The sequence below is a fragment of the Chryseobacterium paridis genome (genome assembly GCF_016595215.1).
Taxonomy (GTDB): domain Bacteria; phylum Bacteroidota; class Bacteroidia; order Flavobacteriales; family Weeksellaceae; genus Chryseobacterium; species Chryseobacterium paridis.
On record NZ_JAENHK010000001.1, the window covers coordinates 72,375 to 96,574 of the forward strand.

The window sequence follows — 24,200 nt, forward strand, 5'->3', positions numbered from 1 at the left end:
ATTATAACTTATTTTTTAAATTAAATCAATAAGACACCATTAATATCTTAAAAATAACTAATCTAATACGAATTATGCAATGAATAGCTTATTTAATTACATAATTACAATATAAAATCAACAACAAACATGGAAATTATAAAAATAACAAAAAGCCACCAAAGTACCTAAAACAACACGCAAATCAATAAAAATTACATCCTAAAATTAAATATTTCATTTGAAAAATACAGAAAACACTATCAAAATAAAAATTCACAACTTGCAAACTAATTCAAAATAATATAATTTCGTTTTTCCACAAGATATATAAATATTGAAATCAATGAAAAAACTATTATTTGGAATCCTTGCATTAGGATTCATGTCCGCATGTAACAGCGACAACGTTTCAAATCAAAGTGAAGATGCAACTAACAAGTCTGAATCTTCTTCTAATGTAACAGGAAAAAGATTTTGTCCTTCTGAGGAAATCAGAAAACAGGCTCTTCAAAACAATCCTGAGCTTAGACAAAGGTATGCCGACCTAGAGGCTAATACGGAAAAATTCATGAATGACCTTAAACTAGGTAAAGTCCTTGCAGATGGTACTGTTGAAATTCCTGTAGTGGTAAATGTATTATACAAAACTGCTGCGCAAAATGTATCAGATGCCAGAATTGCTGAACAAATTGCAGTTTTAAATGCTGATTACGGCGGAAGCAATAGTGATGTTTCAAAAATTCCAACAGAATTTCAATCTGTAAAAGCTGGTGATGTAAAAGTACGATTCAAACTATCTAATACAGTAAGAAAAGCTACTACTAAAACAAGCTGGACAGATAATGATGCAATGAAAAAAGCGTCTACAGGAGGTATTGACGCAACCAATCCTACAAATTATTTCAACATTTGGGTAGTAGGAAGCATGCCAACGAGTCAAGGGGAAATTCTTGGATATGCTACTTTTCCTGAATCAGCAGGGTTATGGAATGACGGAGTGGTTATCGCGGCTCCATATTTTGGAAAGACCGGAGCCACCTCTCCTTTCAACCTTGGAAGAACAGCAACTCATGAAGTGGGGCATTATTTAAATCTTAGACATATTTGGGGAGATGCAAATTGCGGAAATGACCTTGTAGCAGATACTCCTACACAAACTACTTCCAGCAGCGGTAAGCCAACTTACCCTCAATATAATACATGCAGTGGTACTTCAAGATCTATCATGTTCATGAATTATATGGATTACGTAGATGACGCTGCTATGTTTATGTTTTCTGCAGGACAAAAATCTAGAATGCAAGCCGTTGTTGCTTCTTCAGGATCAAGAGCTGGTTTAAGAGTTTATTAAAAAATTAAATTTATATTAAAAAAAATCCTTTCTCAGATTTGAGAAAGGATTTTTTTTATATTTTTGGTCCAGTTTAATTTAGACTACATAAAAAACACAAAAATGAATAAAATAGCATTGGCATTCTGCATGTTGCTAATGATATGCTTATATCAGGCGCAAGACACTATTCCATCTAAGAATGATCTTCAGCAAGCCATTTCAGAAACTCCAACTCTTCCAGAAAAAAAACTTTTTTTTAAGAAAGAATGGGTAAAAAAATCGATTGCTCCGACTTTACTTTTTACAGCATCTGCTGCCACATGGGGCGGACGGGAAAACATCCGTGAAATCAGGAACCGATACATCCCTAACTTTAAAGCAACTTTTGATGATTACCTTCAATATGCTCCGGCAGCCACTGTATATGGTTTAAAATTAGCAGGAGTGAAAGGGCGAAATAATATTGGCAGAGCTACTCTATCATATGGTACAAGTCTGGCGATCATGGCAATCCTCGTCAATTCTATAAAGTACACTTCAAAAGTTGAACGTCCAGATGCTTCTGCAAAAAATTCTTTCCCTTCAGGCCATGCTGCTATGGCTTTTACCAATGCTGGTTTTTTAGATAAAGAATATGGCCTTGTAAATCCTGCTTATAGTATAGGAGGTTATGGAGCTGCAACTCTTACAGGACTTGGAAGAAACCTGAACAATAGACATTGGATGCCTGATATTCTTGCAGGTGCAGGGATCGGGATCATCTCAACAGAATTAGGCTATTTCTTCATTGATAAAATTTATAAGAATAAAGGAGATAACTTAAGTTTACTTTCAAGGATAGAAAGCAATGGCAATCCTTCTTTTCTTTCTATAAAATTAGGATCAGCTTTAGCTACAACCAACTTTCTAAAAGAGTCTGAGCTGGATGATCATAAACAGGTAGGTTTTGAGGCAGGACTGGAAGGAGCTTACTTTTTCTCTAAAAAATGGGGAATCGGTGGAGACGTAAGCTTCAGCAGTTTTCCTATAAAACCAATACGATTAACCTTAGATGACGAACAGCACTATGAAAATTTTGATGTAACAACTCAATCTTTAGGATTTTTAAACTTTGGAATCGGCCCCTATTTCTCACATGATTTTTCAGAAAACTGGCAGCTAACATTGAAAGCAACAGCAGGCTATTCAACTCCGGCAAGTGGAAAAATATCTGTAAAAAGTGAACATATTGACGCACCCAACAACGAAATTGAATTAGCATCTTATAAGCCGTCAAATGCATTTAGATTAAATCTGGGAAGTGCGCTTACCTATAAATTCAATTCTGAATTAGGAATCACCGCCTATGCCGAATACAATCAGTTAAAATCTACAATGAATTATCAATTCAGTGACCTTGTAAAGGATGATGACGAAATGAACGAAATGTTCAATACTTCGTTTGCCAAAGAAAGAATTAAGTATATCACTATTGGATTAAGACTAACAGCTTATTTTTAGGAAGCAAAAAGCCTTCAGAATTCTGAAGGCTTTTCGTTTTATAAATTTTTTGAGTTATTTTCCGGTGTATAATCCATAAAAATACCGCCGTCTAATTTTACTGATTTCACTTTCTTCTTGATTGGCACTGTCAATGTTGTCTGCTTCTGATTTTTTTCCCACAGAGAAGGTGTAAAATGGAGATTTTCTACCGAAGCATCATCATAGGTTATCACTGCGTCAAATGGAGTTGCAAACCCTCCTACATTATCTACATTCACCGTAAGAAGACCATTATCCTGCAAAGCTTTTGTGATTTTCAGATCTATGTAATAATTAGAATAAAACCAGTTATTCCAGAACCACGTAAGATCTTTTCCAGATCCGGTATTCATAGAATTAAAATAATCCCACGGAATAGGATGTTTCCCATTCCAGTTATTCATATAATGGTGTAATGCTTTTTTGAACAAGTCATCTCCTAAATAATCTTTTAAGGCCAAATAAGATAATGACGCTTTCACATAAGAGTTATTTCCATATCCTAAACCACTCACCTGTGTACTCATTGTAATAATCGGCTGATCTTCCTCTGCTGATGGATCATTGATCCATCTTTTTACTCTGAAATTCTGGTAGAACTCTTTGGCTTTCGCTTCTCCATTTTCATCAATCCCGATCAGATATTCTAATGTTGTTGCCCAACCTTCATCCATAAAAGCATATCTGGTTTCATTAATCCCCATATAGAAAGGGAAATAAGTATGTGCTATCTCATGATCTGCGGTCAATCTTGCATCCTGAAAATCATCAGGAATACTTGTATCATTGATCATCATTGGGTATTCCATATCAGCATATCCCTGAACAGCTGTCATTACCGGAAAAGGATATTCTATTCCAGGCCAGTTTTTAGAAAACCAATCCAGATTATAGCGCATCCAATCTACATAATGTTCAAAGTCCTTAGCTCCTTCTTTGTAAGCAGCCTGAACACTTGCTCTTTTTGTTTTTAGCTGAACACTAGCTCCATCCCATACATAATGATTACTCAAAGCAAAACAAAAATCAGTGATATTATTTGCTTTGAACTTCCAGACATTCCATTTATTTTGTTTTGTTACTTTCCCGGATTTCATTTCTTCCTGAGTAGCAATATGGACTAATTGATCGCTTTTTAAAGATGATTTATATCTTTTTAAGTAGTTAGGTTGCAAAACCGCATCAGGATTCAGAAAATCTCCTGTTGCCCAAACTACGTAATTTTTGGGAGCAGTAATTGCAAAATTATAATCGTTGAAATCATTATAAAATTCCTGTCTGTCAGAATGTGGTAGCATATCCCAGCCATTATAATCATCGTATACTGAAATCCTTGGGAATGAATAAGCTACATAGAACGTTTCAGAATCGATCTGACCTTCTCTTCCACTCTTAACAGAAAGCGGATATTCCCACTCTATTTTAATTTCTGATTTTGATTTTGATTTTAAAACTGCTTGTAGCTTAACGCTTGCTACAGTTCCCCAATCATCACTATTTACACTGTACTTTTGACCATTGACAATAAAAGATTTGATATGCAAACCAGAGGTTAAAAAATCCTTTGAGACTACTCCCGATCTGGGAGCTTCCGGTTTATGAAGATTATTGACAAATCTTATGGCTAATGAGTTTAAATCATTCGGGCTGTTATTTGTGTAGGTGATTGTTTCTTTTCCTGAAACTATTTTTGTGTTGGCATCTACTTTTACTTCAACATTGTATATCCCTTTGTTCTGCCAGTAATTTTTACCTGGAGCTCCCGAAATATCCCGCGTTCCATTTTCATATGCTTTTTTTATATTTCTCGGCATGTATAGTTCTTGTCCTGATAAATAGTGCATTGAAGCAACCATTAACCATCCAAAAAGCAATCTCTTCATATGTAATTTTTAAAAATAAGTCTCAAAATTAGGTAAAATGTAACAGAGAAATATAATTAATCATACCTTAGATACTGATATTAGGAAACTTTAACGTATATTTTTTACATCCTTCCTTGTTCGTCTGCTTTTTTAATGGTTTTAGCATTTTTCACTGACTGGTTTCCAAAATTATACTTCAATGAAATTGAAAAACTTTGAGCATCGCGATAATCCCGATAATAATTATCCTGATTGGCATATTTTGTACTGACCTTTTCTCCTGAAGTTCTGAAAATATCATTAAATAAAAGGCTTGCCTCTAATTTTTTATTTAAGAACTTTTTATTCATCACCAAATAAGTAGATGATGAACTGGATACCCTAAAAGTCCCTTGTACCGATGGTGAATTATACTGGTGTCCAACTTCTATTTTCCAATCACTTTTTTTATCTAACGTAAAACTGGTTGAAACATCGGAAACCCAATTCCAGATCTTATTGTTATATAAAATACCGTCAACACCAATAAAATAATTCTCATTATGTTCGACATTTTCAGAAATACTAAAACTCCACCAAGGTTTGATTTGCAGGTTTTTATAGAGACTCAATCCATATGCCTGAGCTTTTTCAATATTTGTAAAATGGTAAATCACATTATTATTACTAGGCTCCTGAAATGAAATCTCCATAGAAGGAAAAATTTCCTTTCTATAATACAGATCAAGGCTCCATTCTTTCCAGGTATAGTTGAAATTAAGATTATGCACAATAGTTGCCTTAAGTTCCGGATCTCCCTGGAAATATGAAAATAAATTGAAATAAGATTTAGCCGGGTTTAGCCAGGAATAAGAAGGCCTTGAAATTCTCTTTCCATATGACAAACCAAATTGATGATTATTCTCGGTTGTATATTGTACAAAAAGGGTTGGAAACAGTTTCCAGTAATTGTTTTTATTCACTTCATAAGGCTCGGAAACAATTCCTTCCAAATCGGTTTTCTCCGCACGAAGACCAGCTTTGAAATTCCATTTCCCCGGATTATAAGCTAATGAAGAATAGAGGGCAAAGTTATATTCCTTATAATTAAAAACATTACTCTTATCAGGACGATATTGAAGCTGTCCATTCTCATTATCCGAAAAATCCAGTTGGCTGTCTGTTTTTACAAAACTATATTTTGCGCCGGATTCAAGTTCCCATTTATCATCTTTCCACTGATAGTCTGCCTGGGTGGAATATAACTGGACATTATTTCGGTTATTTGTCAAAAAATTATTCTCTTTCGGGGGTTGATTTACGAAGTTTAAATAGGTTAATACATTTTGGTATTTCCGTGCATTATTTCCTGCAAAATAATTCGTCCAGGTCAATTGGCTTTTTTTATTCAGTTTCCTGTCCATTTCAAAACTTACCGAATTATTGATCGCTCTTGAATAATGATCATTTACTGTCCTGTAATGGGATTCTATAATATCCTGGTTATTATATATTAATGTTGGTACATCATAAGTTCCAAAAGATTTTGGACTAAAATAACCTGAATAATTTAGACTCATATTAGTCAAACTATCAATTTCATAATCTAAATTAAAATTCACCGTATTCTGACTTTTATTTTTGTCTTTCCGGTTCATTGTACTGATCCACCGTGTCTGATCTTCAACATAATTTACATAATCTATTCCTTCTCTATAATATGTTCCTGTTCCTAAATTATAACTTCCCATGAGAGATAGTTTATCTTTTTTATAGTATTGGGAAATCCCCACCACTCCCTTTGCATATTGTGTCTGGATATACTTGGAAGAAAGTATACCACGATATCCCTCTATTTTATTTTTTTTCATCACGATATTTAAAACAGCACTTCCGGAAGCTTCATATTTTGCAGGTGGATTGGTGATCACCTCAACGGATTTCACATCATCTCCCTGAGTATTTTCAAGTAAATTTTTCAACTCTTCACCAGTGAGCATTATTTTTTTATCATTAATTGTCACCAAAATCCCCTGACTTCCTTTAATAGCTAAGACATCATTGGTAGAAGTAACCCCTGGTGTCTTTTTAAGGATTTCCCAGGCATTAAGAGAAGAAATATTACTATTTTCTACATTAAATTCTAAGCGATCTATTTTCCTTTTTACCAAAGGTTTTTGTTTTGTCATAACCACTTCCTGAATATCCTGGACATCTTTTTTCAGGATAATATTTAATGTATTGTTCTGACTTTCAAGATCAATATTCTTTTCAAACTGAGCATATTCAAGATCTTTAATAACCAGCTTCACTGAACCGTCTGCGATACCTTCTATTACAAAAACTCCATTTTCATTGGTTACTAACGTTGTAAGTAATTCATTTTTAGCATTTAATAAATTAATAGATATTGCTGAAAGTTTTTCTCCCTGAGTATTGGATACTGTACCTTCAATTTTTTGTTTCTGAGAAAACAAAAAAACAGGCAGACATAGGAAAATTAAAAATTTATACATGATTCTTTAATTTTGACAGAAGAAAAATCTTCTCCTACAAAAGTGTATATTATCAAGGAAAATTTCGGTTAATGGAAGGTTAATGATGAGTTAATGTCCATTAGGAGAAAAGTAAAGTTTTATATTTGTTCAGATGATTTCTAAAAGTAAAAATCTTATTGCCCTTTTTACGATCTTGTTTCTTCTTCTTTTGGGGATTCAAACTTATTTTCTATACAAAACCTATCAGGTAAAAGAACGTGAAATCTATAAAGATATACAGATTGGTCTCACTAAATTTACTGATGAGCTTGAGGACAATGGGGGACTTAGAAAAATTTCAGATGACTCCTTACAAGATATTTTTATCATGCTTAATAACAAAGAACTTAGTAAGAAAAAATTCTTAGCCATCTTTGAAGACAACAGAAAAAAAACGGAGGACCACTTCAGCCAGTATGTGGATTATAAATTTAAAAAAGAAAAATATAAAGTTGCTGTCAAAATTGAATATTTATCAATCGTATTCCTTCCAACCAACACCGACCTTATCGATAAACCTATCACCCTTTATGAAACTAAAAACAAGCTTGTAAAAGCTGGTGTCTCCAATACAGGAAGATGGAGGACTTCTTCAGAACGTAACCAAAAAGACAAAGAAAATGCCTTTCTAATCGGAAGTAAAACGAGCTTTGAGGTATTAAATATGAAAACAATTGTTTTCAAAGAACTCGCTTTACTTATTTTATGCTGCACTCTTTTACTTTCAGGTGTTTTGATGCTTTATATTTTTACCATCAGAAACCTGATTCGCCAACAGAAACAAGTAGAAATTCTTCATACAGTAGTAGATAACATTTCTCACGAATTCAAAACCCCTATTGCTACATTGAAAATAGCATCTAAAGCTTTAAAAAAGAATTTAAATCCGGAAACACTACCACTTATAGACAGGCAGATTAACAGGCTCGAAAATTTAATGTCTCAGCTTCACAAAGATGAAACAGGAGAAGGAGTCCCTACATTACAACCTGAAGACTGGAACTTTTTTATAGAAGATTTAAATTTCACATATCCGGAAGCACAGTTTACCTTAAAAAATAACATTTCACAAGAACTCCCTTTCAGTAAAAGTATGATGGAGACCATCATTAAAAACCTTTGTGAAAACTCTGTAAAATATGGTGCATCTGTTGTAAACATTAATATTGCGAATCCACCAAATGGTTTGGAAATTACGGTTTCGGACAATGGCCAAGGTATGGAGAAAAAAGAATTAAAAAGCATCTTTGAAAAATTCTACAGAATACAGTCAAATAACATTCATAATACAAAAGGGCTCGGTTTAGGATTGTATTTTATACAGCAGATCGTTAAAAAATACAATGGAAAGATAGAAGTGACCAGTAAGCTAAAGGAAGGAACAACTTTTAAAATACAAATGCCTTATGAAAACTAAAATACTTTTAGTAGAAGATGACCCTGATTTCGGGATGATCCTTAAGCAGTATCTTGAGTTGGAAGAATTCGATGTAACCTGGTTTCAAAATCCGGAAGAGGCAGTATCTTTATTAAGCTCAGATTTCACTTTTCAAATTGGTATTCTTGACATTATGATGCCAAATATGGACGGATTCTCTTTGGCTAAAATAATTTTAAAAGAAAAGCCCAGCTTTCCGCTCCTTTTCCTGACTGCCAAAAATCAAAAAATAGATCGTTTAACCGGTTTAAAGATTGGAGCTGATGATTACATTTCAAAACCTTGCGATCCTGAAGAACTGGTTCTAAGAATCAGAAATATTCTAAAAAGAAGTATTCCGGCAACCCTAGAAACACATATCAATATTGGTAGCTATACTCTAGATTCAGAAAAGCTTTTGTTATCACATCCCAACGGAAATGTCCGTCTGACTGTGCGTGAAAAAGATCTTTTACTTTATCTTTTAAAGCATAACAACCAAACCATAAAACGAGATGATATTCTTGACAACCTTTGGGAAGCCAATGACTATTTTTCAGGAAGAAGCCTCGATGTGTTCATTAGCAGACTCAGAAAGTATTTCAGTGATGACTCGCAAATAAAAATCCAATCCTTGAGGGGAATTGGATTTGAAATTGATTTTCCTGTAAAATAATGCCTTACAAAGACAGATCGACAATAACCGGAAAGTGATCTGAAGGATATAGCAGGTTATTCCTTCTATCATTGATATGCCTGTGGGATCTTACTTTCATTCCCTTTACAAAAATATAATCTATCCTGTCTTTAGGAACCTCATTCACATTAAATGCTGTGAAAGTTCCCACAGGACCATAATGTTTTGTTTCAGTATTGTAGAAACTATCTTTCAAATTTTGAGAAATAATCTTAATTGGCTCACTTGTATCCGTTAAATTAAAATCTCCACTTAAAGTCAATGGCAAATTTTTAGGATTTAATTCTTTTATTTTCTTTAAAAGGAGTTCAGCAGATTTAGTTCTTGCCACATTTCCGACATGATCAAAATGAAGATTCATGGCTAAAAATTCTTTTTTAGAACTTTTATCCTTAAGAATGGCATAAGTACACACTCTATTACAAGCAGCATCCCATCCTCGGGAAGGCTTATCCGGAGTTTCTGACAGCCAGAAAGTCCCGGATGTTACAATCTGTAATTTCTCTTTATCATAAAAGATAGCTGAAAACTCACCATCTTCCTTACCATCATCTCTTCCCACTCCTACGTAGTCATAATTTTTTAATCCGCTTTTAAGGTCTTTCATTTGTTCAGGAAGCGCTTCCTGAACTCCAAAATAATCAGGGTGATAGAATGTTAATAAATCCAGTACATCCTGTTTTCTTTCTGTCCATGCATTTTCTTTGTCAGATTCTACCTGAAGTCTGATATTGAAACTCATGACCTTAAGATCTTGTGAAAACCCTAGTATAAAAAACATCAGGAGTACGATTGAAAGACGAAAATTCATAATTATATATTTTAAATAATAAACAAAAGTAAAGCTTCTCTACCGGAGAGAAGCTTTAAAATTGTGACTATATTGTTAAATATTGTACTTACTTAGAAGTCCAGCTATTATTTTTCTGATCTATATCTGGAATCTGAGAATTTGGATCCAGTTTCACCTCTTTAATTTCTTTTATGGAATCTATTTTAAAAGTAAATTCTTTATTACGCTTCCAAACTTCAATAGGAAGTTTTACAACTTGTTTCGTTCCATCTTTGAATTCCACCTGAACTGTTGTAGGTACAGGCAACTGTCCAATATTTTCCACTGTAATCTGCGCTCCCTTATTAAAATCACCACTTACATATTTTACATCTTTAACAGACTGGTCAATTTTCCATTTGTTGAAGAACCAACCTCTCCAGAACCAATTCAACTCTTCACCAGAAACATTTTCCATAGTGTGGAAAAAATCCCATGGTGTAGGATGCTTGAAAGCCCAACGAGCAATATAAGTTCTAAAGGCTTTATCAAATTTTTCAGGTCCGAGAATAGATTCTCTTAAAACGCCTAATCCTACTCCTGGTTTGAAATAAGCAAGGGCAGCAATACTACCTTCTTTCATATTATCCGGACCAACCATAACAGGTTCAAAATTATCATTCATCAGATAGCCACCTATCTGAGAAACATTTCGTTTATTATAGTACTCTCCTTTATTAAATGCCTCTGTAGATAACTCGTTGATAAATGTATTAAACCCTTCATCCATCCAGGCAAATAATCTTTCATTAGATCCTACTATCATTGGAAACCAGTTGTGTCCAAATTCGTGATCGGTAACTCCCCAAAGACTGCTTCCTTTAGAATTCATATGACAGAATACAATTCCCGGATATTCCATCCCTCCTTCATTACCAGCAACATTGGTCGCAGCCGGGTAGGTATACTCATACCATTTTTGTGAATAGTGTTCTATAGCAGCTTTGGTGTATTCGGTTGATCTTCCCCACGCTTTTTCCCCACCACTTTCAGCAGGGTAAGCAGAGATCGCTAAAGATTTTTTACCGCTTGGTAAATTAATTCTTGCAGCATCTAATATGAATGCCGCTGAAGAAGCCCATGCAAAATCTCTTGTTTGATCTATTTTAAACTTCCAGGTTTTAGTTCCTGAGGATTGATTTTTACCAATTTCTGATTCCGGACGGATCATTATTGTTTTATCACTGTTTCTTGCCTGTTCCCATCGGTTATTTTCTTCTTTACTGTATACCTCTTTATAATTAAGAAGCTCCCCGGAAGCCACTACATAATGGTCTGCCGGTACCGTAATATTTGCTGTGATATTTCCATATTCCAGATAGAACTCTGAAGCCCCCACATAAGGCATTGTGTTCCATCCCAAAACATCATCATAGACACACATCCTTGGAAACCACTGAGCTATAGTAAAAACTTTACCATTTTTAGTTTGTTTAAATCCCATTCTATCTGAACCATATTCCGGAGATACAAAGGAATAATCAATGGTAATTTTTGCAACACCTCCTCTTGATTTAAGCTCCTTTGGTAAATCAATCTGCATTCTTGTGTCGGTAATCATGTATTTTACATCTTTACCATCAAGTTTTACGGATTTAATTTTATATCCTCCATCAAATTTTTCACCATGAGCCCCATTTCGACTCCCTGACATTGGAACTACAGCATTACCACGCGAATCTTTTTGAAATAAATTCTGATCAAGCTGCAGCCATAGGAAACTCAACTGATCAGGACTATTATTCGTATACTTAATTTCAGCAGTTCCTGTAATTTCATTTTTAGCATCATTCAGGCTGACATTTAGATTATAGTCTGCAGAATTCTGCCAATAAGCATGACCTGGTTGCCCGCTTGCGGAACGTGTTTCAGTTCCTGTCTGCGGATAGAAAAAAGGTTTAAATGCTTCTACATAATCATATTTCGGAGCTTCCTGAGCAAAAGCAGATCCTGAAAACAGAAAAACTGCAATAGCGGAAACAAGGGTTGGGAGTTTACGATTCATTTAATAAAATTTATGGTCTTGATAAATAAGTAAAAAAAATCCCGAACTTGTTACAGGTTCAGGATTTTTTAACTTTTTATAATTAATTTGATTTTTTGGATTTAATCATAGCCTCTAAAGCATCCCACATTTCCTGTGGAATATCTTCAAGCATATTAAATTCGCCAGCTCCCTGAAGCCACTCACCACCATCTATAGTTACTACCTCTCCATTCATGTAGGCAGAATAGTCCGAAACAAGATAAGCCGCTAAATTAGCTAACTCCTGATGTTCGCCAACTCTTCTTAGAGGAACTTTCTTTCTCATATCAAATTTTTCCTGTAAATCTCCTGGAAGTAATCTGTCCCAAGCTCCTTTTGTAGGAAAAGGTCCGGGAGCGATTGCATTAAAACGAATTCCATATTTCGCCCATTCTACCGCCAAAGATCTTGTCATAGCCAAAACTCCTGCCTTCGCACACGCTGACGGAACAACATATGCTGAACCCGTCCATGAATACGTAGTTACAATATTCAAAACAGTCCCTGGTGTTTTTGAATCAATCCAATGTTTCCCTATGGAAAGTGTACAGTTTTTTGTTCCCTTTAAAACAATATCTAAAATAGAATCAAAAGCTGAATGTGTTAATCTTTCTGTTGGAGAAATAAAATTACCTGCCGCATTGTTCAGCAAGATATCTATTCTTCCAAACTCCTTTAAAGTAGCTTCTTTCATAGCTTCTACTTCATCCCAGTTTCTTACGTCACAAGCTACACAAAGAACCTTGCCTCCTGTTTCATCTTCCAATTCTTTTGCAGTCCCTTGTAATTTCTCTAAATTTCTTGAAGTAATGACCACCTTCGCTCCTAGCTCAAGAAAATATTTTGTCATTGCTTTTCCAAGACCACTTCCACCTCCGGTAACAATAGCTACTTTATCCTTCAATGCGCCTTCACGAAGCATTGGCTGTGTATATAGATTCATATCATTTAATTTTTCCTAAAAGTAATAAATATTGAACGGATGGCATTTAAAATCATACTATAAATAATGTTATAAATAATTATTCTTGTTCTTATTTTAAAATGAAATAGCTGAAATCAGTTTGGTTTTACTATTTCTTCCGAATAAAATAAAAAACCTGATAAATACTTACCAGGCCGATTTTATTCTTTTAATATAATAATTATGAAGCAACCACTCCTTTGAAAGAAAGTGTTTTAGGACTTTTACTATCGCTGGTTGTAACAACAACCGTTTTCATAAATGGCCCGGCTGCAGCTGCATTAAAACTAGCTTCTACAAATCCTTTTTTACCAGGAAGAATTGGTGTTTTAGTATAATCTGCTGTAGTACACCCACATGATGGTGCTACATTTTCTATCACAATGGGTTTGGATGACGTATTGGTAAATTCAAATCTGATCAACTTAGGTTTTCCCTGAGGAATATTTCCTACATCAATAGATTCTGATTTCCATTTAATAGCATCTGTAATCGTTTTTACTACTGTAGCTCCTTCAACAGGAAATACAGTCGCATAGAACGGTGAGAATGCCAAAACTGCCAGCAAAGCTGAAATTTTTAATTTTTTCATGAGTATAAATTTTAATAGTTAAAAAATCAAAGAAATCGATTATTATCTTTGGATTAAACAAATGTAAGATGGATCACCAATACACATTGTTAACTGCTATCAAACAATTGTTAACAAGTTGTTAATGATAAAAGATTAATAAATATTTTTAGATAATATTGCTTCTCATAAAATGGAAATAAAAAAACTAAATATCATTATAACTCTTGGGCTGGTAGCTATTATTGGGATTTTGATAGCCCAGCTTCTATGGACCCGACAAGCTTATAATCTGGAAGATAAAAAATTTAACCAAACAGTAAATATTGCTTTACTGGAGGTCGTACAAAAGCTGTCCGGAGGAAAAACTTCCTTTACTGAAAGCCCAATACAGAATATTTCCAACGACTATTATGTCGTTAATATTAATAATGAATTCCACCCCGCAGTTTTGGAACATTATCTTAGAACAGAATTCACGCGTTTTCAAATAAATACAGATTACGTATACGCCTTATACAATTGCCATAGTGATAAAATGATCTATGGAAAATACATCTCAAAAAAACAGGAAAGTCCGGACAACAAAGCCATTAAATTCCCAAAACATAAAGATCTGGTTTATTATTTTTCCATTCGTTTTCCTGATAAAGCCTCTTATCTGATAAGTTCATTACGATTTTGGTATATCCTTACTTTTGCACTTATTATCATCCTTCTGGTGTATGTGTATTCTATATACACTATCATTCAGCAAAAAAAATTCTCAGAATTACAGCGGGATTTCATCAATAATATGACACATGAATTCAAAACTCCACTCTCCTCCATAGTTTTGGCTTCAGAAGCACTTAACAAACACGATATAATACAGGAAAATTCCAAACTTCAGACATATACTTCTATCATAACTACCCAAAGTTATAAACTCAATAATCACATTGAAAAAATACTGAATATTGCCAGAAATGATGCCTCGGGACTCTCATTAAAACCTCAAAGAATAGTTTTACTGCCGTTCATTCAGGAAATTACTGACACCATAAAGCAAAGGAATGATGACCTTTTTATTCAAATAGAAATTGACAGCAGTACATCAATCATTGCCGATGAGTTTCACTTCACCAATATGATATACAACATTATCGATAACTCTATAAAGTATTGTGAAACAAAACCCAGTATCATTATTTCAGCTAATAAAGATTCAAAAGGGTTATATTTAAAATTTAAAGACAATGGAACAGGAATTCCAGCTAAAAATATTCCCCATATTTTTGATAAATTTTATAGGGTCAATACAAAAAGAAATAGTGAAATTAATGGTTTTGGGTTGGGTTTATTTTATGTAAAAAAAATAGTACAGCAACATAATTGGAAAATCTCAGTAGTGAACAATACAGATAAGGGAATTACGATAACTTTATTTTTTCCTTTTTTTAAATTCAATAATGCATAAATAATGGAAAAATCTAAAATTTTGTATGCTGAAGATGATAAGACTATAGCTTTCCTAATCCAGGATAGTTTGGAACTCTATTATACAATTGATCATTATGCTGATGGAAAATCGGCACTTGAAGCATTCAACAGTCAGAGTTTCGACATCTGCCTTTTAGACATTATGATGCCAGAAATTAATGGCTTTGAACTAGCACAGTATATCCGCGACAAAAATGCTGAAATCCCCATTATTTTTATTTCAGCAAAAGCATTAAAAGAAGATAGAATTAAAGGATTGAAGATCGGAGCAGATGATTATTTGGTTAAACCATTCAGTATTGAAGAACTCATTCTAAAAATTGAAGTTTTCTTAAGACGCACAAAGAAAATAGATACCATTCCTTCAAAATACAAAGTTGGAAAATATGACTTTTCTCCTAAAAACTATACTTTGCAAAATAACGGAAACATAATTACTCTTACACAAAGAGAATCCGACTTGCTTCTCTATTTTATCAGTCACAAGAATACAGTTTTGAAGAGACAGGAAATACTCAAAGCAATTTGGGGAGATGATGACTATTTTATGGGGCGAAGTCTTGATGTATTTATTTCCAGATTAAGAAAAGTGCTTGCTGATGAACAAGATGTATGTATCGAAAATCTACACGGAATAGGTTTCCGGTTTTCTGATAAACAATAAGTTCTAAATAATTTTAGATAACCTGAATCTATAAACAATTATTATTTAATTTTACTATCCGAAAAATTACTTTATACATGAAAAGGTCAGGAACGTTTGTTTTTCTATTTGTTTTATTCTTTAGCATACATTGTAAAGCTCAAAAATTCGAAAAACTATATCAATATGTTAATCCACTGATTGGTACTGAAAAAATGGGACACACCTATCCAGGTGCAACAGTTCCTTTCGGCGCTGTACAACTAAGCCCTGAAACAGATACTATATCCTATGAATTAAATGGAAAATATAATGGTGAGGTTTATAAATATTGTGCAGGTTACCGTTATGAAGATAAAACAATTGTAGGTTTCAGCTCAACTCATTTTAGTGGAACCGGCCATTCAGACCTGGGAGATTTCCTCATGATGCCTACAGTAGGAAAACTACAATTCAATCCGGGAACAGCTTCCAATCCAGAGAAAGGATACAGAAGCAGGTTTTCTCATCAAAATGAAAAAGCAGAAGCAGGCTACTATAAAGTAAAGCTAGAAGATCACAATATTCTGGCTGAACTTACAGCAACGACGAGAGTTGGCGTTCAGCGTTATACATTTCCAAAATCTGATCAGGCTCATATTATCCTGGATTTGATGGCTGGAATCTACAATTATGACGGAAAAAATGTATGGACCTATGTTCGCGTAGAAAACGATCACACCATTACAGGATATAGACAAACTAATGGCTGGGCAAGGACGAGAACAGTGTATTTTGCTATACAATTCTCAAAACCATTCAAATCATATGGTCAAAAAAACTATGATGGGAAGCAGATATATGGTGGTTTCTGGAGAAAATTTGATCAGACCAAAAACTTCCCTGAAATCGCCGGAAAAAATCTGAAAATGAATTTTGATTTTGACACCAACGAAAATGAAGCCATTGAAGTAAAGCTGGCTTTATCTCCGGTAAGTCAAAATAACGCTCTTGATAACCTGGAAAAAGAAACCGGAAATTTATCTTTTGATCAGGTAAAAGCTAAAGCACAGGAAGATTGGAATAAAGAATTAAATAAGATCATTATACAAGGATCTGAAACTGAGAAAACAAATTTTTACACCGCAATGTATCATACCTTTATCAATCCGACTACCTATATGGATGCCAATGGAGAATATAAAGGACTGGACCAGAATGTTCATAAGGCCAATGGCTTTACCAATTATACTACTTTCTCACTTTGGGATACTTATCGTGCCTTACATCCTTTATTTAATATCATTCAGCCCAAAAGAAACGACGATATTGTAAAGTCAATGATGGCTCATTACCAACAGTTTTCTTTAAAGATGCTTCCAATCTGGTCTCATTATGCCAATGAAAACTGGTGTATGAGTGGTTATCACAGTGTAAGTGTAGTCTCAGATGCCATTATTAAAGGAGTGTACACCGGTGACCCAAAAGAAGCATTGAAAGCTTGCGTTGAGACAGCTAATAAAAGAGACTACGAAGGTATTGGACAATATATAGATTTAGGATATATTCCTGCCGAGAAAAGTGGAACTTCTGTTTCCAATACTTTAGAATATGCCTATGATGATTGGGCTATTGCTCAATTAGCAAAGCATCTAGGTGAAACGGAAATTTATAATCAATTCATTAAGCGTTCCGAAAACTGGAAAAACAACTTTGACAAAAGCATTGGCTTTATGCGTCCTCGTTTAGCAAATGGCAGCTTTAAAAAAGATTTCGATATTTTAAGTACTCATGGGCAAGGATTTATTGAAGGAAATTCATGGAACTACAGTTTCTTTGTTCCTCAAAACCCTGATGAACTTATTACTTTAATGGGTGGAAAGAAAAAATTCGCTTCTAAACTTGATGAATTGTTCACCATGCACTTATCGGATGAGTTTTTTGCAGATACTGAAGATATTACCCGAGAAGGAATTATTGGTGGATACGTCCATGGAAATGAACCGGCGCATCATGTCGCTTATCTTTATAATTGGGCTGGACAACCCTGGAAAACACAAGCTCAGATTCGCCATATTTTAGAAATGCAATATAAAGCGACTCCTGATGGATTAGGAGGAAATGATGATACAGGTCAAATGAGCGCCTGGTATATTTTAAGTTCTCTAGGATTCTACCCAGTGGCACCAGGTTCGGAAGATTATGCTATTGGAAGCCCGGCAATAGATCACGCCATATTAAATCTGGAAAATGGAAAAACTTTTGAAATTGAAGCAATCGATCAGAATCCAAAAAATGTATATGTAAAAAAGATTCTTCTCAATGGAACAGAGATCAAAAACTTTACTTTGAAACATGCTGATATTGCAAAAGGTGGAAAACTTACTTTTTATATGAGCAATAAGCCGAAAAAATAATTGATCAGATATTGATGATTGTTAACTACAATTATATTTTAGATAAAAAAGACTACAAAAATGTAGTCTTTTTTTTATTTACTTGACATTATAATTTCAGCCAAACTTAATAATCGTTCGATTGAACAGCCACTGGTTAAAGCCCAGTACTAATTTCGATTTTACGATTTTGTAATCCCCTTATACTACCAGGGAATCTCTCCTGTCTCAGGATTTACTTCCTCACTGAAATATTTTCCGGTTGGCCCCTCTTTTCCAATTAAAGCATATTTCACAATACGAGATCCGGCATCTTCAACTGTTCCTGTTCCATGATGACCATTAAAATCAGTCTTCGTAAATCCAGGATCGACTGCATTTACTTTAAAAGGAGTTTCACGTAGCTCATATGCTAAAACAACAGTGTACATATTTAATGCAGATTTTGACGATTGATAAACTGCTGCTTTATAGGGATAGTAAATATTCGTAGGGTCTGATGCAAGCGTAAGTGATCCTTGGCCTGAACTCACATTTACAATACGTGGCTCTGGAGATTTTTTTAATAAATCAATAAATGCCTGGGTTACTCTTATAGGACCATATACATTTGTTTCATAGGTATTTTTGAAATTATCTATTGTAACATCAAGAGCATTTTGTGGTACATCTCCAGTGATCCCAGCATTATTGATCAAAACATCCAATGTCTCTGTTCTTTTACCTAATTCAACCCTTGCTGAATCAACTGACTCCTGATTAGCAACATCAATTTGTATCGCTTCAACATTATTAAATCCCTTAGATTTAAGTTGTTTAACGGCCTCTTCTCCTTTTTCCAGATTACGACTTCCAAGATAAACGAATAATCCTTTTTCTAGTAATTGTTTTGCAGTCTCGAAGCCTATACTTTTATTGGCTCCGGTAATTAATACTGTTTTCATTTGGTATTTTATTAAATTATTGATGTAAAGGTAGAGCATCACAAAGTATGTTTTTTTGCCATATGACAAAAAGTGCCTATCGGATATCTTTTCTTACTCTACTTAAGGAAGATTGTGTAATTCCTAAATAAGAAGCCAATTGAGAGAGTGGAATACGATTAGCAAGATTAGGGAAATAACTTAAAAACTCGAGATATTTAGTCTTTGCATCCTGTGAAACCAATCGACTTCTTCTTTCCAGCTTTTCAATATGATTTTTTTCAGAAATCTTATGAGAGATCTTATCCCACCCAACGATGGTATTTGAAATTTCTTTCCAGTCTTGAATTGAGAAAGTAATCAATCGACAATTTGTAGCTGCCTGTAGATACACAGACATTGGCAAGTCATCTACATAATTTTGCCATCCAAAGATAAGATGATTTTCATCTACAAAATAGCATGTTATATCCTCTCCTTTATTATTATAATAGCAGACTCTAATTACTCCTTGTAATAAGAAACCTATTTGCTTCAAAGGCTTTCCTGCTTCAACGAGATAATCTTCCTTCTTTAACTCTAACTCATTTCCTTTTTGAGAAATGAATTTAATTTGCTGCTCATTTAAATTCCCGAAATGCAGTATATAATCTATAAATTCTTTCATCAGTAAATTATTCAGTGATTCTTTAGGTAAAAGTATAAAATCCTTCGAATCTAAAATTTGTCATTGGGCAAAATATTAATGAAAAGAATAATACAATTATCACTTGAAAGATCACTTTTCAATTTTGTTTCCTCATTTCCTAGATATAAGTTTTGGCTAAAGCCAGAGGATATTAAAATAAGAAAAGCGGGCTAAAGCCCGCTCCTATTGAATAATATTTATAATTTCGTTTTTGCAATTCCGCAATTTGGCTATTTTGCCATATAACAATTCCACTATTTTACTCCTCAACTTCAAAAAGCAATCGTTCTCCGAACTTTTCGTCTGCTATTTTCCCATTGTCATAAACCAGATTTCCATTTACAAATGTATGCGTTACTTTAGAATGGAAGTTCATCCCTTCCAATGGACTCCAACCACACTTATATAGAATGTTTTCTTTCGCAACTGTCCAGTTTTCGTTTAAATCAACCAATACCAGATCTGCCTTATAGCCCTCTCTTATAAAACCTCTTTTTTCAATTCTGAAAAGAATAGCTGGATTATGAGACATCTTTTCCACTATTTTCTCTAAAGAGATTTTACCATTTTTAAAATTCTCTAACATTACCACTAGTGAATGCTGAGCCAATGGTCCCCCGGAAGGGCATTTGGTGTATACATTCTGTTTTTCTTGCAACGTATGGGGAGCATGATCTGTAGCAATAACATCAATTCGCCCATCCAAAAGAGCCTCCCAAAGTCCATCCTTATCTTTTTGTGTTTTTACAGCTGGATTCCATTTAATGAAATTGCCTTTAGTCTCATAGTCTTCATTGGTGAAAGTTAAATGATGTACACAAACCTCTGCTGTTATCTTTTTATCCTTTAAAGGAATATCATTTCTGAACAATGCTGTTTCCTTCGCTGTTGAGAGATGAAAAACGTGAAGTCTTGCTCCTGTTTTTTGAGCCAATTCAATAGCTTTGGAAGAAGATTTATAACAAGCCTCTTCACTTCTGATGAGGTGGTGAAATTTTACGGGAATATCATCCCCGTACTGATCTATATATTTTTGAGTATTTGCTCTGATGGTTGCTTCATCCTCACAATGAACAGCAATTAGCATTTTAGTATTACTGAAAATATTCTCCAATGTCTCTGGATTATCTACAAGCATATTTCCAGTAGAAGATCCTAAAAACAATTTGATTCCGGGAACATTTCTTGGGTTGGTCTTCAATAATTCTTCCAGATTGTCATTAGTTCCCCCCATCATAAAACCATAATTAGCATACGCTTTATTAGCCCCTATTTCATATTTATCCGCTAACAACTCCTGGGTTACTGCATTGGGAACCGTGTTAGGCTGGTCTATAAAACTTGTGATACCACCTGCAATAGCCGATCTCGATTCACTTTCAATATCTCCTTTATGCGTTAACCCCGGTTCACGAAAATGGACCTGATCATCAATTACTCCTGGCAGAAGAAACTTTCCTGAACCATCAATGATCTGATCAGCATCTGTGGAAATATGGGATTCTATTTTAGAAATTAAATCATTTTCAATTAAAACATCACTTTCAAAGGTCTTCCCTTCGTTAACGACCGTTACGTTTTTTATTAGCGTTCTCATTTACTTTTCTTTAGACTTTAGATTGCTTACAAAATTAAGGTTTATGAATGAATTTTAATATCCTTGCTAAAGAATCAATTTCTAAATATTTACATTTGCAGAAAATTTCGCATTTTGAAAAAACTTCTTAACGAAACTATTATCTATGGAATTGGGGCTATTATGCCGAGAGTGATTGTAGTATTACTTAATTATTTGTTCATCAAAAATATTGGTACAAGTGATTTTGCAATCTTCACCAATCTATATGCATTAATTTCCTTTGTTAATATTATTCTTTCTTTTGGTTTTGAAACAGCCTATTTCAGATTTTCCTCCAATAAGGATGATGAACAAAAAGTTTTTAATACTTCGTTTTGGTTTTTAGCTGGGCTGTCAGGTATCTTTTTATTATTGGTATTGTTTTTTAATCAACCGATCGCAGATATTTTTGGGTATTCCAAAACACCTGAATTCATACGATGGTTTGCATGGATCGCATTTTTTGACAACCTTCTGGTAATCCCTCTGGCCTGGTTAAGATTTCACAATAAACCTATAAAATATTCTGCTGTAAGAGTAATTCAAGCTGTCTTTCAAAGTATTTTTGTAATCGCTTTATTTTTATATATCCCTCAGGAATTCAGTGCCAGATTTGGTTTAAAAGAAAAAGTAACTTACCCTTTTTACAGTAACTTAGCGGCAAGTTTTTTAGGGTTTATTCTTGTATTACCAATTATATTAAAGCTTAAATTCCAGTTTTCTAAAGACCTGTTCATCCAGATGATTACCTATTCATGGCCAATAATGATCGCTGGGTTAGCATTTATGGTCAATGAAAACTTCGATAAGTTTGTTCAAAAATTCATTATTGATGCTGAAGCCGCTGGAGCATATGGCGGGTGCTACAAAATGGCAGTGCTTATGACTCTTTTTGTAACAGCCTACAGGATGGGAATTGAACCTTTTTTCTTCAAGCAAATGCAAAATGAAAATGCAAAATTTACTTATGCAAAAGTGACTGAATACTTTTCTTTCTTTGCTTCGGTCGTTGCTTTAGGAATTATTGCTAATGTATCATGGATAAAACTCCTTCTCGTTCCCAATAGCTCTTATTGGATCGCTATCAATATCATTCCTATTATTGTAATTGCCAATCTGTTTTTTGGAATCTATTACAACCTGTCTACCTGGTATAAAGTAACTGACAGAACGAGAGTAGGAACCTATATTTCCTGGACAGGTGCTATTATTACCATCGTACTAAATCTTGTACTTTTACCAAAATATGGCTTTATGGTTTCTGCCTGGGTGACTTTAGCTGCCTACCTTACAATGATGGTTCTATCTTATTTTTTAGGACAAAAATATTATCCCATTCCATATAGAATGAAAAAGATATCAATCTTTATTATACTTTTAGGAATATTCAGCTATATGATCGTAAATCTGTTTGATTATAACTTCTGGATAGGTAACCTTTTATTTCTTTTTTATACCGGAATTCTATTGTATACAGAGAAAGATATACTCCTTTCAAAAATTAGAAAAAATTAGACTTTGGTCTCTATTTTGATGCTACTGAAATTGAAAAATTAAACAAATATTTAAAATAATACAACTATTCTTATTATATGGTTATAAATTACTTTTAGCCATTCGTTCAAATAAAAAACAACTAAAAATCCCCTAATATAACTTATGAAAATTATTGTACCAATGGCTGGACGTGGATCCAGATTACGTCCACATACACTTACCGTTCCAAAACCACTTATTCCCATTGCAGGAAAACCTATCGTTCAAAGATTGGTAGAGGATATTGCAAAGGTTGCTGGTGAGAAAATAGAAGAAGTAGCCTTTATCATCGGAGATTTCGGCCCTGAAATAGAAAAATCTTTAATTCAGATTGCAGAAAAATTAGGAGCAAAAGGAAGCATATATTATCAGAATGACCCTCTGGGAACAGCTCACGCAATCAAATGTGCTGAAGATTCAATGCAGGGAGATGTGGTTATTGCATTTGCGGATACTTTATTCAGAGCAGATTTCCAATTAGACAAAAACTCAGATGGTGTTATCTGGGTGAAAAGTGTAGAAGATCCTTCAGCGTTTGGTGTTGTTAAATTAGATAACTATGGATTCATTACAGATTTTGTTGAAAAGCCTACTACATTTGTTTCTGATTTAGCTATTATAGGTATCTATTATTTTAATAGTGCTGAGAAACTAATGAATGAAATCAATTATATCATGGATAATGATATAAAAAATGGTGGAGAATATCAGTTGACAACTGCTTTAGAGAATTTAAGAGCAAAAGGAGCTAAATTCAGTCTTGGAAAAGTAAATGACTGGATGGACTGTGGGAATAAAAATGCCACTGTAGAAACCAACAGTAAAATACTTGCTTACGAAAAAGAAGAAATGTCACAATACCCTTCTTCAGCTGTAATTGAAAATTCTTTAATTATCCAACCTTGTTTCATTGGAGAAAATGTAAAAATATCCAATTCTAAAATTGGTCCGGGAGTTTCATTGGGTAATAATACAATAATCGTGAATTCGAATATTGAAAACTCTCTGATTCAGGAAAATACACAGATTAATCATGGAAATCTATCAAACTCTATGATTGGTAATTCTGCACAGTATTTCGGAGTAGCAAGAGAAATTTCATTAGGTGATTATTCCGTTTTAGATTTTCTATCTAAATAATATAGAATAAATCAAGATATAATATATTCAAACCACACAAAATGTTTTGTGTGGTTTGGCGTTAATATTGC

General features: G+C 33.9%; 18 protein-coding genes. 9 read left to right on the forward strand and 9 right to left on the reverse strand.

Annotated features, from left to right (window positions below):
• The first annotated feature begins 325 nt into the window (after positions 1-325).
• Together JHL15_RS00325 and JHL15_RS00330 are read left to right on the forward strand one after the other, a co-directional pair.
• Complete coding sequence (locus JHL15_RS00325) at positions 326-1,333, forward strand: zinc metalloprotease (protein ID WP_200241384.1); 1,008 nt, start codon at positions 326-328, stop codon at positions 1,331-1,333.
• 102 nt (positions 1,334-1,435) lie between these two features.
• Complete coding sequence (locus JHL15_RS00330; protein ID WP_200241387.1) at positions 1,436-2,815, forward strand: phosphatase PAP2 family protein; 1,380 nt, start codon at positions 1,436-1,438, stop codon at positions 2,813-2,815.
• Between the two features lie 38 nt (positions 2,816-2,853).
• Here the strand turns inward: JHL15_RS00330 and JHL15_RS00335 are convergent, their stop codons facing one another.
• On the reverse strand, positions 2,854-4,719 hold the full coding sequence (locus JHL15_RS00335) for a M1 family metallopeptidase (protein WP_200241391.1): 1,866 nt from the start codon (positions 4,717-4,719) through the stop codon (positions 2,854-2,856).
• Between the two features lie 104 nt (positions 4,720-4,823).
• Entirely contained in the window at positions 4,824-7,196 is a 2,373-nt protein-coding gene (locus JHL15_RS00340) for an outer membrane beta-barrel family protein (protein ID WP_200241393.1), read from the reverse strand.
• A gap of 133 nt (positions 7,197-7,329) precedes the next feature.
• On the opposite strand from JHL15_RS00340, the gene JHL15_RS00345 reads away from it, so the two are divergent.
• Together JHL15_RS00345 and JHL15_RS00350 are read left to right on the forward strand one after the other, a co-directional pair.
• The gene (locus JHL15_RS00345; protein WP_200241395.1) at positions 7,330-8,634 is read left to right on the forward strand and encodes a sensor histidine kinase; all 1,305 of its coding nucleotides are present in this window, start codon (positions 7,330-7,332) and stop codon (positions 8,632-8,634) included.
• Positions 8,624-9,310: a response regulator transcription factor gene (locus JHL15_RS00350; protein WP_200241397.1), complete on the forward strand. Its 687-nt coding sequence runs from the start codon at positions 8,624-8,626 to the stop codon at positions 9,308-9,310. Before JHL15_RS00345 ends, JHL15_RS00350 begins: the two co-directional genes overlap by 11 nt.
• A gap of 4 nt (positions 9,311-9,314) precedes the next feature.
• Here the strand turns inward: JHL15_RS00350 and JHL15_RS00355 are convergent, their stop codons facing one another.
• The 4 genes from JHL15_RS00355 to JHL15_RS00370 all read right to left on the reverse strand — a co-directional run bounded on the left by JHL15_RS00355 (position 9,315) and on the right by JHL15_RS00370 (position 13,745).
• Entirely contained in the window at positions 9,315-10,142 is an 828-nt protein-coding gene (locus JHL15_RS00355; protein ID WP_200241398.1) for an endonuclease/exonuclease/phosphatase family protein, read from the reverse strand.
• A gap of 88 nt (positions 10,143-10,230) precedes the next feature.
• Complete coding sequence (locus tag JHL15_RS00360; RefSeq protein ID WP_200241399.1) at positions 10,231-12,168, reverse strand: M1 family metallopeptidase; 1,938 nt, start codon at positions 12,166-12,168, stop codon at positions 10,231-10,233.
• An 82-nt stretch (positions 12,169-12,250) separates the two neighbouring features.
• Complete coding sequence (locus JHL15_RS00365; RefSeq protein WP_200241400.1) at positions 12,251-13,132, reverse strand: SDR family oxidoreductase; 882 nt, start codon at positions 13,130-13,132, stop codon at positions 12,251-12,253.
• Between the two features lie 202 nt (positions 13,133-13,334).
• Complete coding sequence (locus JHL15_RS00370) at positions 13,335-13,745, reverse strand: DUF1573 domain-containing protein (protein WP_200241401.1); 411 nt, start codon at positions 13,743-13,745, stop codon at positions 13,335-13,337.
• A 172-nt stretch (positions 13,746-13,917) separates the two neighbouring features.
• Between JHL15_RS00370 and JHL15_RS00375 the strand changes: the two genes are divergently transcribed.
• The 3 genes from JHL15_RS00375 to JHL15_RS00385 all read left to right on the forward strand — a co-directional run bounded on the left by JHL15_RS00375 (position 13,918) and on the right by JHL15_RS00385 (position 18,245).
• Entirely contained in the window at positions 13,918-15,183 is a 1,266-nt protein-coding gene (locus tag JHL15_RS00375; protein WP_200241402.1) for a sensor histidine kinase, read from the forward strand.
• 3 nt (positions 15,184-15,186) lie between these two features.
• Positions 15,187-15,870, forward strand: a complete 684-nt coding sequence (locus JHL15_RS00380; RefSeq protein WP_200241403.1) for a response regulator transcription factor — start codon at positions 15,187-15,189, stop codon at positions 15,868-15,870.
• A 77-nt stretch (positions 15,871-15,947) separates the two neighbouring features.
• Positions 15,948-18,245 carry a GH92 family glycosyl hydrolase gene (locus JHL15_RS00385; RefSeq protein WP_200241405.1) on the forward strand — a complete coding sequence of 766 codons (2,298 nt, stop codon included), beginning with the start codon at positions 15,948-15,950 and terminating at the stop codon, positions 18,243-18,245.
• A gap of 185 nt (positions 18,246-18,430) precedes the next feature.
• Here the strand turns inward: JHL15_RS00385 and JHL15_RS00390 are convergent, their stop codons facing one another.
• The 3 genes from JHL15_RS00390 to JHL15_RS00400 form a co-directional block, all read right to left on the reverse strand.
• Positions 18,431-19,168, reverse strand: coding sequence for an SDR family oxidoreductase (locus tag JHL15_RS00390; RefSeq protein ID WP_200241407.1), 738 nt, complete (start codon positions 19,166-19,168; stop codon positions 18,431-18,433).
• A 76-nt stretch (positions 19,169-19,244) separates the two neighbouring features.
• Entirely contained in the window at positions 19,245-19,814 is a 570-nt protein-coding gene (locus JHL15_RS00395) for a Crp/Fnr family transcriptional regulator (protein WP_200241410.1), read from the reverse strand.
• A 280-nt stretch (positions 19,815-20,094) separates the two neighbouring features.
• Positions 20,095-21,432, reverse strand: a complete 1,338-nt coding sequence (locus tag JHL15_RS00400) for a dihydroorotase (RefSeq protein WP_200241413.1) — start codon at positions 21,430-21,432, stop codon at positions 20,095-20,097.
• Positions 21,433-21,546: 114 nt separating this feature from the next.
• Here JHL15_RS00400 and JHL15_RS00405 point away from each other — a divergent pair, with 114 nt between their 5' ends.
• Positions 21,547-22,968 (forward strand): lipopolysaccharide biosynthesis protein, encoded by a 1,422-nt coding sequence (locus JHL15_RS00405; protein ID WP_200241416.1) that lies wholly within the window; start codon positions 21,547-21,549, stop codon positions 22,966-22,968.
• 144 nt (positions 22,969-23,112) lie between these two features.
• Positions 23,113-24,129 carry a sugar phosphate nucleotidyltransferase gene (locus JHL15_RS00410; protein WP_200241419.1) on the forward strand — a complete coding sequence of 339 codons (1,017 nt, stop codon included), beginning with the start codon at positions 23,113-23,115 and terminating at the stop codon, positions 24,127-24,129.
• Positions 24,130-24,200 lie beyond the last annotated feature (71 nt).

What these genes read in the sequence shown, in the direction of transcription:
- JHL15_RS00325 (WP_200241384.1), top strand. Translation starts at nt 326, where the DNA reads ATGAAAAAACTATTATTTGGAATCCTTGCATTAGGATTCATGTCCGCA.
- JHL15_RS00330 (WP_200241387.1), top strand. Translation starts at nt 1,436, where the DNA reads ATGAATAAAATAGCATTGGCATTCTGCATGTTGCTAATGATATGCTTA.
- JHL15_RS00335 (WP_200241391.1), bottom strand. Translation starts at nt 4,719, where the DNA reads ATGAAGAGATTGCTTTTTGGATGGTTAATGGTTGCTTCAATGCACTAT.
- JHL15_RS00340 (WP_200241393.1), bottom strand. Translation starts at nt 7,196, where the DNA reads ATGTATAAATTTTTAATTTTCCTATGTCTGCCTGTTTTTTTGTTTTCT.
- JHL15_RS00345 (WP_200241395.1), top strand. Translation starts at nt 7,330, where the DNA reads ATGATTTCTAAAAGTAAAAATCTTATTGCCCTTTTTACGATCTTGTTT.
- JHL15_RS00350 (WP_200241397.1), top strand. Translation starts at nt 8,624, where the DNA reads ATGAAAACTAAAATACTTTTAGTAGAAGATGACCCTGATTTCGGGATG.
- JHL15_RS00355 (WP_200241398.1), bottom strand. Translation starts at nt 10,142, where the DNA reads ATGAATTTTCGTCTTTCAATCGTACTCCTGATGTTTTTTATACTAGGG.
- JHL15_RS00360 (WP_200241399.1), bottom strand. Translation starts at nt 12,168, where the DNA reads ATGAATCGTAAACTCCCAACCCTTGTTTCCGCTATTGCAGTTTTTCTG.
- JHL15_RS00365 (WP_200241400.1), bottom strand. Translation starts at nt 13,132, where the DNA reads ATGAATCTATATACACAGCCAATGCTTCGTGAAGGCGCATTGAAGGAT.
- JHL15_RS00370 (WP_200241401.1), bottom strand. Translation starts at nt 13,745, where the DNA reads ATGAAAAAATTAAAAATTTCAGCTTTGCTGGCAGTTTTGGCATTCTCA.
- JHL15_RS00375 (WP_200241402.1), top strand. Translation starts at nt 13,918, where the DNA reads ATGGAAATAAAAAAACTAAATATCATTATAACTCTTGGGCTGGTAGCT.
- JHL15_RS00380 (WP_200241403.1), top strand. Translation starts at nt 15,187, where the DNA reads ATGGAAAAATCTAAAATTTTGTATGCTGAAGATGATAAGACTATAGCT.
- JHL15_RS00385 (WP_200241405.1), top strand. Translation starts at nt 15,948, where the DNA reads ATGAAAAGGTCAGGAACGTTTGTTTTTCTATTTGTTTTATTCTTTAGC.
- JHL15_RS00390 (WP_200241407.1), bottom strand. Translation starts at nt 19,168, where the DNA reads ATGAAAACAGTATTAATTACCGGAGCCAATAAAAGTATAGGCTTCGAG.
- JHL15_RS00395 (WP_200241410.1), bottom strand. Translation starts at nt 19,814, where the DNA reads ATGAAAGAATTTATAGATTATATACTGCATTTCGGGAATTTAAATGAG.
- JHL15_RS00400 (WP_200241413.1), bottom strand. Translation starts at nt 21,432, where the DNA reads ATGAGAACGCTAATAAAAAACGTAACGGTCGTTAACGAAGGGAAGACC.
- JHL15_RS00410 (WP_200241419.1), top strand. Translation starts at nt 23,113, where the DNA reads ATGAAAATTATTGTACCAATGGCTGGACGTGGATCCAGATTACGTCCA.